The following is a 13,096-nucleotide window of genomic DNA, read 5'->3' as shown; positions in this document are numbered from 1 at the left end:
CATTAAGGATTTTCCTATATGTATTTTAATTAGAAATTACGATGAAAGCTACTTATTCTGATAATTTAACTACGCTAAAAACCAGCAATATGCAATCAGTAATGATCAGCAATAGATTAATCTTAGGCATAGTTGCCTTTAGTGTGAGTTTTGGACTTAGCCTTGTCCCAAACTGGGATTTTAAGAAAGCCTTTCTCACAGGTATAATTACGGCTGTTACTATCTATACAGCAGTATTATTCGTAGATAAGCGACGCAGAAATTATGAAATGTTTGTTTTAGGTTCTCTCCGCAAGCGTATTAAAGATATGGAGGGATTGAAGGCTCGTGTTGTCAGAGAAATCAATCAAATCGAAGAACATCATAATTTATTATATGCTGAGTCACAACAACTGCAAAATCAAGTAACAGAAAGCCGTAATCAAAGGGATAGTTTACATCGAGAATTAAGAACATTTGCCGGGCAAAAAAAGCAGTTAGAAACCGAAATCAGTAGCCTGCAAACTGAAATTCATAACTTGCATAATAATCAGGCAGAATTGAACAATGCTTTTTCTGTCCTCACAGCAGAGAAACGGCGTCTAGAGTCGAATTGTAATGTATCTCGCAGTGAAATCACCCTATTGCAAAGTCAAATTTCCGAACTCCAGCAGGAGAAACAAGAAGTTGAAAGCAATTTAACTCTTTTAGGCAGACTCAAACCCCAATTAGAAGAAAAACTATACGAACTGCGAATTGCAATTCAAGAGCTAGAAGTTGAGACAAATCAAAACAATCAATTGCTTGTAGCGACAAAAACCGAAAGAGAAAATATCCAAACTATCCTGAATTCTTCACAAACCCAACTAGCAGAACAAAAAGCTGAGTTACAGCAGTTGCAAGGGCAAGTTTCATTATTACAAGAAGAACGAGACTCATTGCAAAATCAAGTATGGGAATTACTCCAACAAATAGAAACATTCAATCCCGAACCTTTATCTGATAACTTAAAAGAAGATGATATTGAATTATTTCCTTTTTCGGAAATAATTGAATCTTCAGCAATCATCGATACTTCGGAGGTTGATACATCAGAGAATATACCCGAAGAATGGACTAAATTTCTAGAAAATTTACCACTATATGAGTTACAAGTATTAAAAGTTATAGTTGAACAAGATAATCCCAAGGCTGCTATTAAAAAAATTGCTGAAGCAAATATCACTATGCCGAATCTATTAATCGATTCTATAAATGAACAAGCAAGTGATACTATTGGTGAATTAATAATTAATTCCGATTCCGAAAGTCCAGAAGTTTACCCTGAGCATATAACGCATGTCAAAAAAATAATTGCAATGTATGAATACCTCATGGCTAGACATACTTCCTGAAATTAAATTATTATTGCTGTCGTCAGATTAGTAGTAAGGTGAATATGTACCTTACCTACTTACTGCGTGCTTCTGCGTTTAAAATAAAGTCAAGTGTAATTCATGGCAAAGCTCAAAATCTCAAGAAAAATCTCCACTGCTTTAATCAATTCCCTTGGTGCGGGGGTAGTACCAAGAGTAGGAGTTGAATATATAGCAGTAGGCCGAGAAAAAGAACTCAAAAGCCTATTACAAAATCTCGATGATATTGCAGAAGGTGTAGCAGCATTTCGCTTTATAATTGGTAACTACGGTTCCGGGAAAAGTTTTTTATTGCAACTAATTCGCAACCGCGCTATGGAACAAGGTTTTGTAGTAGCTGATGCTGATTTCTCCCCTGAACGCCGATTAGCAGGAAGCAACAATGAAGGTGTAGCCACCTATCGAGAATTAATGAGCCACCTAGCTACAAAAACTCGTCCTGATGGTGGTGCTTTAGTCTCTATTTTAGAAGGATGGATTAATAAAATTCAACAAGAAGTGGTTAAAGAAAGTGGAATGCGTCCGAATGAGGATGGTTTTGATGACCAAGTTGAATCGAAAATTAGAGAAGTAGTTCAATATATTGAAGATTTAGTTCACGGTTTTGATTTTGGGAGCGTGATTATCGCTTATTGGCGTGGCTACCGATTGGATGATGATAATTTAAAAAGTGCAGCAATGCGCTGGTTACGTGGAGAATTTACTACTAAAGTTGAGGCGAAAGCAGCTTTAGGAGTGCGCGTCATTATTGATGATGATAGTTGGTATGACTATATCAAACTGTTTGCTAAATTTGTCGCTGACATTGGCTATAAAGGACTGTTAATTTTAGTTGATGAAGCCGTACATTTATATCAAATATCTACTACAGTCACGCGGGAAAAGAATTATAATCGACTACTGGCAATGTTTAACGATACCATGCAGTGTAAAGCAGAACATCTTGGTATTGTTGTTGGTGGAACAACTAAGTTTTTAGAAGACCCTAAACGGGGACTTTTTGCAGACCAAGCTTGGCAAAGACGCACAAAAGAAAGCCGTTTTGTTGCACAATCTGGCGTTCAGGAGTATTTGGGGCCAGTAATTCGATTGAACCCGTTGAGTGAAGCAGAAATCTTGACGCTTTTGCAACGTTTAGCTGAGATTCATGCACTTAATTTTGGATATGAACAGACTTTGACAAATCGTGAGTTGAAAGAGTTTGTCCAAGAAATTATTAATCGCTTGGGTGCAGAAGCATTACTTACACCAGGGGAAATTGTGCGAGATTTTATGAGTGTGCTAAATATTCTTCACCAAAATTCAGGAATTGCGTTTGGTGAATTAATTCATGGCTCTAAATTTAAACCTACTGCTATGGGTAAGGATGCAGAAGTTGATGAGGATGCCGCAGCGGAATTTAGTTTGTAGTTTCCTCTCTAGTAAAATGAATCTAATTAATCAATAATTCTGGTGCTACCAATCCTTTTTGAATAGCTAAAACTGCGGCTTGGGTGCGATCGCGTACTTCTAGTTTCTGTAAAATAGCATGAACATGAACCCGCACTGTACCAGGGGCAATGTAGAGAATCTCAGCAATTTCTTGATTGCTTTTGCCAGTTGCTACCAGTGCCAAAATTTCTTGCTCCCGCTTCGTTAAGGGATTTTCTAAGGATTCCTCAGTTTTTGTAGGCAGCAACACAGTAGGATTGCCCTCAAAAGCGGCTCTAATTTCTGTTGTTGCCGTTTGATCCCACCAAGAAGCGCCTGCTGCAACCGATCGCACTGCTAATATTAAAGACTCAGATGGAATACCTTTGAGACAGTAACCTTGCGCCCCGACAGCAATTAACCGTGAAATCAAGGGTTTTTCAGAACGAGACGTTAAAACCAGAATTGGTAAAGTTGGGTGCTTCTGCTTGATTTGGCGACAAGCCTCAATCCCGCCAATCCCCGGTAAACCTATATCCAGTAAGACCAAATCCAGGGGATAGCGATTTGCTAACTCTACAGCTTGTTCCCCATCTTCTGCCTCTGCGACAATCTCCAAACTAGTTTCTTGTTGCAACCGCATCCGCAGACCAAGCCGAAATAATTCATCATCTTCAACGAGCAAGATTTTTGTCATTGGTCATTTGTCATTGGTCACTTGTACTGAGCGTTGTCGTTGGCGTAGCCTCTCGTAGAGAAGTATTGGGCATAGGGTATTCTCCTTATCTACATTGTCTCCCTTATCTCCCTCATCCCCTCTCAACTCCCCGGCGGTGGACAAACAGGGAGTCTGAAACCAAACAGTGCGCCTCGTGGTGAGCGATTCTCTGCCCAAATTGTACCCCCATGAGCAGCAATAATTTGCCTAGTCAAATAAAGCCCCAGTCCAGATCCTGAGACGTGGCGATCGCTATGTCCTTGATAAAACCTTTCAAATAAGTGGGGTAACTCTTCTTCGGTAATGCCGGAACCAGTATCGAGTATTTTTACTACTTGATCGCTAGAATAACCTTCAAGTACTACTTCCACTTTACCGCCACGAGGGGTATGATTAATGCCATTACTCAAAAGATTGGTGAACACTCGCCCAAGTTGCAAAGAATCGCCATTTACCCAGAGAAAGCTCCGAAAATCTGATTCGCCATAGTGCAGAGAAATATAAACCTGACGTGTTCTCGCTAGTTCCGCCAGGGTAGCAATAATCTCCTCCGCCACTGTCACCAAATTAACGGGTGATATCTGTAGTTTCAGCCCTTCGGCATCATTGCGGTATACATCTAAAAGAGTTTGGACTAATTGTAGTGTACTGCGATGACTACGAGCCATTGTTTGGAGAACTTTTGCCTGCATTGGCGTGATTTCACCAAATTGCTCATTTTGAAAATATTTCAGCGTTTCAATTGCTCCTAATAGGGGTGTTTTCAAATCATGCGTTAGGGTAGAGACAAAATCTTCACGCATGATAGCTAGTTGTTCTTGGGAGCGTAATTGTGCTTGCGTATAAGCGATCGCTTCTTCATTGCGGTGGTTGCGATCGCTTAACCAACCCGTTACCAACAACGCCAACACTGCAATCAACCTATTTGCCAACGTTGAGGGATGAATCATTTCTCCGCCGGGAACAACCAAATTCAATAATGTTAATCCTGTAGCTGCAAGAGTGACTCCTAATACTGCTCCCCGATTCAATCGATAATCAGCTAACAAAATCGTCCCTGTGTAGAGGTAGCCAAATACGTACTCAGCTGGTGTCAAATATTCCAAGCTGATCACGATAGCAAAGGCGATCGCTATTAGCCCGTATGTCTCGCCACGCTCACTTATAGCTTCTTTCATAGTCACTAATCGACTTAACATCGTCATTTATCATTTACTAAAAAATTGTGATCATCCAATCTGTATAACTATTTAATTCAGCAATTATGGTTTATCTCCAATCTATATCTGCAAATGCCAACTTGAGAATTAATCCTAAAATTACGTTTATCCAGATGCAGTCAAGGTAACTGGGAGCAATCGTTACTGGGGACAGGGTAGTTTGCCCACAAGAAGCGGGGTATCTACCACAATCTTCCCAATCCCTAATCCCATTAATAAAATCCTCTGGGATATTTCTATTCTTTGAAAGTAGCAAACTTGGAAAATGTATTGTATAAACAAATAATCCTAACTAGTTGAAATAGATGAATTAAGAGTAAAAATTAAATATTCTTAACAAAAACTTTAGCAAGTATCTAGAAAATAGTCAGAACTGAAAATAGTAAATCCCTCGAAATCAAAAACTCCAACAGTTAATCTATTATTTCTAAGAATTGGCTTGCTAGCACTTAACCTAAATTTAATTGAGCGCAAAATCTATGGAACAAGGTTTTTTGCAAATTGGCTTAACGCTGTGTATTGTCATAGCAATCACTCCGCTATTCGGAAGATACATAGCGCGTGTCTTCTTGGGAGAAAGGACACTGCTTGATTTTTTAATGAACCCCATAGAGCGAAGTATGTTCATACTAGCGGGTGTTCGGAGGAAGGATGAGATGACGGGTTGGCAATATATCCGGGCTGTACTATGCAGCAACTTCCTTATGGGTATTTCAGTGTATTTACTGATATATTTCCAGAGACTCTTACCCTGGAATCCTAACGGCTTCGGTGCTACCACCTGGGATGTATTATTGCACACAACCATTTCCTTTGTGACGAATACCGATCAACAGCACTATGCTGGTGAGACAACCTTAAGTTATTTTAGCCAAGTAGCGGCTTTAGGCTTTTTGATGTTCACCTCCGCAGCCACCGGTTTATCTGTGGGAATTGCCTTTATTCGCGGGTTGACGGGTAGAGGATTGGGAAACTTTTACGTCGATCTCGTCCGTGGAATTACGCGAATATTGCTACCGATTTCGATTATTGGTGCGATCGCCTTACTTCTAGCAGGTGTACCACAAACATTAGCTGGGACTCTGGATTTAAAAACCTTGGATGGCGGGACGCAATATCTTGCCAGAGGTCCAGTGGCATCCTTTGAAATGATCAAACTTTTAGGCGACAACGGCGGAGGCTTTTTTGGCGTAAACTCAGCTCATCCCTTTGAAAATCCCAATGGCGCTTCTAACTTGATAGAAATGATCGCTATGATTTCTATACCAGCAGCCTTGATTTACACTTACGGGATATTTGCTAACAACCTCAAACAAGCTTGGCTACTTTTTTGGATGGTGTTTGTAATTTTTGTAGTTCTGGTGGGAGTAACATCTGTGGGAGAACTGCAAGGTAATTCCCTTGTTAATAACGCCTTGGGATTAGAACAGCCCAATTTAGAGGGTAAAGAAGTTCGATTTGGCTGGGCACAAACGGCATTTTGGGCAGTGACAACTACTGCTACTATGTCTGGTGCTGTGAATGGGATGCACGATTCTTTGATGCCGCAAGGAATATTTTCGACTCTCTTCAACTTGTTTATCCGCGTTATTTGGGGTGGTCAGGGAACTGGAACAGCTTACTTATTTATTTACTTAATTCTCACAGTATTCCTAACTGGACTAATGGCAGGACGCACCCCAGAGTTTTTAGGACGCAAAATTGAAAAGCGGGAAATCGTCCTCATCGGCATCGTGCTGTTGATTCACCCAATTCTAGTTTTGATTCCCAGTGCGATCGCCTTGGCTTATCCCATCTCCCTATCTGGAATTAGCAACGCTGGCTATCATGGTGTTTCGCAAGTAGTTTATGAATACGCCTCAGCAGCAGCAAATAATGGCTCCGGCTTAGAGGGGTTGAGGGATAACACCCTCTGGTGGAACTTGAGTACTTTAGTTAGCTTAATAGGAGGACGCTACATTCCGATGATTGCCATCTTGTTGTTAGCTGACGGCATGGGGAGCAAACAACAAGTACAAGAAACCCGTGGTACCCTCAGAACTGATTCTCTGATATTTACTAGTATCACGGCTGGAGTCACACTAGTTTTAGGAGTGTTGACTTTCTTTCCCGTTCTGGCTTTAGGCCCCATAGCGGAGGGTTTGAAACTAGCATCTGGCGGTTAGGAAAGTTATGAGTTATGAGTTATGAGTTATGAGTTTGGAATTAAGAGAATACCAAAAAATAAATAAATTATCCGGTTTCGTAGTTTCGTAGGGTATGTTAGCGATCGCGTAACGCACCATCCGATGAAGGTGAGTTAAGCTGTTAGACATTTAACTTGCATATTACCTGGAAGTAAAAATCTTGTGGGGTGGGCATCTTGCCCGCCCTGGTTATGCAAATTAAAAGTACATTAGCTTAGTAACGCACCCTACAGGTTGGATCTATTTTTTATTGTAAGTTCCTAATAACTCCTAACTCCTGTACAGACGCGATTAATCGCGTCTCTACTCCTAACTCCTGTACGATTAATCGCGTCTCTCCTAACTCCTAACTCCTGTACAGAAGCGATTAATCGCGTCTCTACTCCTAACTCTTCACTCCTAACTTTATTTATAAATCAAGTGGCAACTAACTTCAAAGCTAGACGCCCAAATTATCGTCCTGGCGATCGCCGCCAAGCACGTAAAAAGGCTAGGGCAAGTAATAAGTGGCTGTACTTCAGGGCAATTAGAGAGGCTTTTGTCAAGCTAAACCCTAAGTATGCAATTAAAAATCCCGTGATGTTTGTGGTTTGGGTGGCGACAATCATCACCCTATTGCTAACAATTGATCCCGATCTATTTGGCCCACCCCTGCAAAAGAACCCGCAAGTTTTCAACGGCTTGTTGTCGGGGATTTTATTCTTTACAGTTTGGTTTGCCAATTTTGCTGAAGCATTGGCACAAGCACGGGGTAAAGCCCAAGCCCATGCCTTGCGTTCAACTGTGGCAGAGGCGATCGCTAAAAAACTTGCTTCCGACGGCACAATTAGCGAAGTTTCCTCCACCAGCCTCAAACAGGGCGATACCATCTACGTAGTTGCTGGCGATATCATTCCCGCCGACGGCGAAGTAATCATGGGTGTCGCCTCCGTAGATGAAGCGGCAATTACTGGGGAATCCGCACCAGTATTAAAAGAATCAGGCTCCGACGTTGCCAGTTCTGTCACTGGGGGGACACGGATTATTTCAGATGAACTAATTATCTACATCACATCTGACCCAGGCAAAGGTTTCATTGACCGGATGATTGCCTCTTTAGAAGGGGCAGAACGCAGCAAAACACCCAATGAAAGTGCCTTAACGGTATTGTTGGCAGTTCTCAGCTTAATGTTTTTGTTTGTCGTGGTAACTCTACCCGCACTTGCTTACTATGTCAACAGTCCAGTCAGCATCCCAATTTTGATTGCCCTCTTAGTGGCGTTAATTCCGACGACCATTGGCGGCTTACTAACTACCATCGGCATTGCTGGTATGGATCGAGTTGCCCAATTGAACGTCATTGCCACCTCAGGACAAGCAGTCGAAGCCTGTGGTGATATCAACACTTTAATTCTCGACAAGACAGGTACAATTACCCTCGGCAACCGCCAAGCTGAAGAGTTTATTCCGATTAACGGTTATTCAATTTCGGAAATTGCTAATGTTGCGTGGGCGGCTAGTCTCTTTGATAATACACCAGAAGGTAAATCCATTGTCCGACTGGCAGAAAATTTAGTAGCACGGTTTGATTTTGACTCCACTCAGGCAGAAGCAGTCGATTTTTCTGCCAAAACACGCATGAGTGGCACTAACTTACCTGGTGGACATGAGGCCAGGAAGGGGGCAGTCGGAGCCATTAAAGGATTTGTCCGTTCCCGCAACGGACACGATACCCCAGAATTGGATGCTGCCTACGAACGAGTTTCTCGCCTGGGAGGTACACCCCTAGCAATCAGCCTAGATAACGAAATCTACGGGATTGTTTATCTTAAAGATATTGTCAAACCTGGTATCCGCGATCGCTTTGAGCAACTGCGACGGATGGGAGTGCGTACCATCATGCTAACTGGAGACAACCGAATTACAACTTCTGTCATTGCCAAAGAAGTTGGGGTGGATGACTTCATTGCCGAAGCCACACCAGAAGACAAAATCAGTGTGATTAAAAAGGAACAAGCAGCAGGTAAACTGGTTGCCATGACCGGAGATGGGACTAACGATGCTCCAGCATTAGCCCAAGCTAACGTCGGTGTCGCTATGAATACAGGGACGCAAGCTGCAAAAGAAGCCGCTAACATGGTCGATTTGGACTCCGATCCCACAAAGCTGCTCGATATCATTAGCATTGGCAAACAATTGTTGATTACTCGCGGCGCATTGACGACATTTTCGATCGCTAATGATATTGCTAAATACTTTGCAATTATCCCAGTGATATTTGTCGCTGCTAACCTGCAAAGCCTGAATATTATGAATTTGACTAGCCCTAAGTCTGCTGTCCTATCAGCGCTGATTTATAATGCTTTGATTATTCCAGCTTTGATTCCCTTGGCATTGAAAGGTGTGCGGTTTAGACCCCTGACAGCTAATCAGCTAGTCCAACGCAATCTCTTAATTTATGGCTTAGGTGGGGTGATTGCGCCGTTTATCGCCATTAAGTTGATCGATATACTAATTACAGTTGTGGGCTTGGCTTAAGTTAAAAATAAAATATTAGCAGCAATTGGAAAATTTTTATGGCTATTATTCGAGAAACCATCAGAGCAATTTTCATAACTCTGATGCTTTGGTTGTTGACTGCAATCATCTATCCTCTGATAATCCTTGTAGTGGGTCAAGTTTTTTTGCCTTATCAAGCTAACGGCAGCATCATGCTGAATCTAAATAATCAACCAATTGGTTCGGCTTTAATTGGTCAGGTGTTCACATCTGAGCGATATTTCCATTCTCGTCCCAGTACTGTTAGATATAGCCAAGGAAAAAAAGCCAAGCCAACTGGCATATCTGGAGCCAGCAATCTCGCTGCTAGCAATCCAGAGCTACTAAAGCGAATTTTAGAACAGGCAAATCAATTGCGAGACGAAAATCTTAACCCGCTCGCTGATATAATTTATACTTCTGGCTCCGGTTTAGACCCGCATATTTCCTTGAAAGCAGCACGGCAGCAATTGACGCGGGTTGCTGGTGCACGGGGAATAAAAGACAATGAAATCCTACCTTTAATTAATAAGTATACTGATGAAAGATTTTTAGGGATTTTTGGCGAGCCGGGAGTCAATGTTCTCCGATTGAATTATGCTCTTGACTTGCAAGATATTAATCGTCAGCAAAATTAAGAAATGGGGAGTGGGGAGTGAGGAGTTAGGAATAAATAGATAACTTTTTCGTTACTTTCTGGGAATATGCGTGAACCATAATAGGACTTACGCAAAATATGTCTCAAACTCTGATTTCTCTGTGCCCTCTGTGGTAGCCTGCGGCAAACCGAAGCGTCTACGTTATTCCGTAACTTGTGCGTAAGTCCTCAAAGAGTCATAAAAATTTCTTTTCCCTACTCCCTATTCCCTATTTTCAAGGCAGGTCTAATGTCAGATAATACTAATGCTGGTTCGCCTGGCACTCCTTTTAATTCTGCATGTTACTCGCTTTATCCGCCACGACGACGGGGCAAGCATAAAATATTTATTGGCATGGCTCCTGGAGTAGGCAAAACTTACCGGATGCTGGAAGAAGGACATGCACTCAAACATGAAGGAATTCATGTCGTCATTGGGCTTTTGGAAACCCACGGACGCAAGGACACAGTTGAGAAGGCAAAGGGAGTGGAGATTTTACCCCGCAAGCAATATCCTCAGGATGGGTTGATGTTAACGGATATGGATACAGATGCTATTTTAAAGCGATCGCCCCAATTAGTCTTAATCGATGAACTTGCCCATACTAATGTCCCTGGTTCACCACACGAAAAACGCTATGAAGATGTAGAAGTAGTTTTGGCAGCAGGTATTGATGTCTACTCCACAATGAATGTACAACATTTGGAAAGTCTCAATGACCTAGTAGCCCGAATTACAGGTGTAGTAGTTCGTGAGCGAGTTCCTGACAGGATTCTGGATGATGCAGATGAAATAGTACTAGTAGATGTCACACCCGAAACGCTACAAGAACGTTTATTAGAAGGGAAGATTTATGCACCCGACAAAATCCAACAATCCCTCGATAATTTTTTCCACCGCCGAAACCTGATTGCTTTGCGGGAGTTGGCTTTGCGCGAAGTAGCAGACAACGTGGAAGAAGATGCGATCGCCACTATCCGTAACGGCCAATCCTGTAATATTCACGAGCGGGTTTTGGTATGTATATCCACTTATCCCAACTCAGTCCAGCTGTTACGCCGGGGTGCGAGGCTGGCTAATTATATGAACGCCCCACTTTATAGCTTGTTCATTGCTAATCCAGAACGCTTTCTCACCAAGTCCGAAAGCCTACATATTGACACTTGTGAGAAACTCTGTAAAGAATTTGAAGGTACTTTTCTTCATCTTACCAACAGTAACATAGCCAATGCGATCGCTGAAGTTGCCAAAAAATATCGGATCACCCAAATTGTAATTGGAGAAAGTCAGCGATCGCGCTGGCAAATGTTCCTCAAAGGATCTTTGACGCAAAAATTAGTCCGCTTGCTCAAAAATATAGATTTGCATATCATTTCCAGTGAAAAAATGGTTTCACCCAAAGAGGGGATCAAATTTCTCCAAAAACGTCAGAAGTAAAGCTGCCATGCAGACCGTAGGGGATATGATGCTTGAGATGTAGCCGCGCGTAGGCGCGAAGCGACTTGTCGTCAGACATCGCTCCTTTAGAGAAGTCACTAGCATCCAAAATTACCAAATCTGAGCGGTGATGAGCAGCATCATAAACCAAAGCTAATACCCAACCATCATCTTCCTTTTCGGAATCTGGACGCGGCACAAAAATCGGCTCACCAACAAAACCACGGGGTGCAGCACTCCAAAGTTGTTTTTCACCAGACTCTAAATCAATTTTCAGCAATGCTTGTAAGGGAGCATTACCAGTCTCTGCATGAGCCGCAGCTATATATAGATATCGATAAGGGTGTCCCACATTCGCCGGATGTATGCTGGGAAATTCACAACAACGGCCATCAATCAATTCCCGCCGGACTGTCCCATCCTTTAGATTCAGATAAAATCGCCAAAGTTGCCCAGGTGAAAGCGCCTCAAAATCAACTTGTCGAAAATCGCTTTTAGGTTCGACTTCTGGTAAAGATTGGTAGCAAATGGAGTCAATCAAAACTTCCTCTTCTACCTCAAAAGCATTAACGTGGTGGAAGACAAAACCCGACTGAGTTTCTAGGATTTTTATCTTTTCTTGCCCTTCTTTGGGGAAGCGGGGAATAATTAGAATTTGAGTTGGCTGATTTGGCTTAAATTTGATACATTCTCCCGCCGCACGTATTCCCAATGCGAAAGGTATGGGATTAAAGGTGACAGGATTTTGAAAGAAGATGCAGTAATTGCGAGTAATGACAAAATCGTGGATGAAAGAGAAACCTGGAACCTTATAAGCGTGCTGTCTGAGAATTTCACCCGCTTGGTTTAGCTCAAAAATAGTAATTGTGGTAGATAACCCCGGCTTAATCGAGAAATTTACTAGGCAAGGTGCGCCGCCATCTTGATCACAATTCTTTTCCAAGCGGGGATGTGCAGCGAAAGCTTCACCTGCTGACAAAGCACCATTAAAATATTCATTACCTAAGGTTTCAAGAGTGTGGGGATCGAGGCGATATGCTTCAGAAGCTTCCCACAGTGCTAGCAGTTTACCACCCCAATAAATAACATTTGTATTGGCGATATTTTTAAGTTTGAAGTCAAAGATATTCGCTAGCCAACCACCGGGTTTTTGAGTCCCAAAAGTACCGCGATAGAGAATTTTCCCCGCTTTTTGCTCTGCACAATAGCCAGTTGTGCGGACAAAGCGGTTGCGAAAATGAGCGCGGCCGTTGGTAAAGGTAATTTTGCTAATCATCCCATCCCCATCAAATGGATGATGAAGAAGTTGCCCATTCACATCCAATAAACCGGGGCCATTTCTAAACAGCGTACCTTGTAATTCTCTGGGAATTTCTCCTTCTATATCATCAATCCAATAATCAAACTCTTGCGTGAGCGATTGATATCCTCCTTGCCAGTCTCCACGAGTATAGGATTTTTCTGTAACTGGGCTTTCTTGACTTTTAAAACTCTGCATGTACTTTCTTTATTATTGTTACTTTGCACGAAAATACATAGCCGCTAGAAAAGAATTTATTTACGACTCTGCTAGCGT

General features: G+C 42.1%; 9 protein-coding genes. 6 read left to right on the top strand and 3 right to left on the bottom strand.

Features of this window, described 5'->3' with window-relative positions:
* The first annotated feature begins 41 nt into the window (after positions 1–41).
* Positions 42–1,373, top strand: a complete 1,332-nt coding sequence (locus V7K15_RS17340) for a tellurite resistance TerB C-terminal domain-containing protein (RefSeq protein WP_334907036.1) — start codon at positions 42–44, stop codon at positions 1,371–1,373.
* 102 nt (positions 1,374–1,475) lie between these two features.
* Positions 1,476–2,804 (top strand): ATP-binding protein, encoded by a 1,329-nt coding sequence (locus V7K15_RS17335; RefSeq protein ID WP_334907034.1) that lies wholly within the window; start codon positions 1,476–1,478, stop codon positions 2,802–2,804.
* 22 nt (positions 2,805–2,826) lie between these two features.
* Here V7K15_RS17335 and V7K15_RS17330 read toward each other — a convergent pair whose 3' ends face one another.
* Complete coding sequence (locus V7K15_RS17330; RefSeq protein WP_334907032.1) at positions 2,827–3,501, bottom strand: response regulator transcription factor; 675 nt, start codon at positions 3,499–3,501, stop codon at positions 2,827–2,829.
* Positions 3,502–3,623: 122 nt separating this feature from the next.
* Positions 3,624–4,700 (bottom strand): sensor histidine kinase, encoded by a 1,077-nt coding sequence (locus V7K15_RS17325; RefSeq protein WP_442949683.1) that lies wholly within the window; start codon positions 4,698–4,700, stop codon positions 3,624–3,626.
* 521 nt (positions 4,701–5,221) lie between these two features.
* Here V7K15_RS17325 and kdpA point away from each other — a divergent pair.
* From kdpA to V7K15_RS17305, 4 genes are all read left to right on the top strand, one after another.
* On the top strand, positions 5,222–6,907 hold the full coding sequence (gene kdpA, locus V7K15_RS17320; protein ID WP_334907030.1) for a potassium-transporting ATPase subunit KdpA: 1,686 nt from the start codon (positions 5,222–5,224) through the stop codon (positions 6,905–6,907).
* A gap of 432 nt (positions 6,908–7,339) precedes the next feature.
* A complete protein-coding gene (kdpB, locus tag V7K15_RS17315; RefSeq protein ID WP_334907093.1) occupies positions 7,340–9,445 on the top strand; it encodes a potassium-transporting ATPase subunit KdpB in 2,106 nt (701 codons plus the stop codon).
* Positions 9,446–9,483: 38 nt separating this feature from the next.
* Complete coding sequence (kdpC, locus tag V7K15_RS17310; RefSeq protein WP_334907028.1) at positions 9,484–10,083, top strand: K(+)-transporting ATPase subunit C; 600 nt, start codon at positions 9,484–9,486, stop codon at positions 10,081–10,083.
* Positions 10,084–10,332: 249 nt separating this feature from the next.
* Positions 10,333–11,520 (top strand): universal stress protein, encoded by a 1,188-nt coding sequence (locus V7K15_RS17305; protein ID WP_334907026.1) that lies wholly within the window; start codon positions 10,333–10,335, stop codon positions 11,518–11,520.
* Here V7K15_RS17305 and V7K15_RS17300 read toward each other — a convergent pair.
* Positions 11,492–13,018: a carotenoid oxygenase family protein gene (locus V7K15_RS17300; protein ID WP_334907024.1), complete on the bottom strand. Its 1,527-nt coding sequence runs from the start codon at positions 13,016–13,018 to the stop codon at positions 11,492–11,494. The genes V7K15_RS17305 and V7K15_RS17300 overlap by 29 nt on opposite strands.
* Between the last annotated feature and the right edge of the window lie 78 nt (positions 13,019–13,096).

Origin of the sequence: Nostoc sp., from assembly GCF_036919815.1 — a bacterium.
Lineage (GTDB): Bacteria > Cyanobacteriota > Cyanobacteriia > Cyanobacteriales > Nostocaceae > Nostoc.
This window is presented reverse-complemented; position numbering and strand designations above follow the sequence as displayed.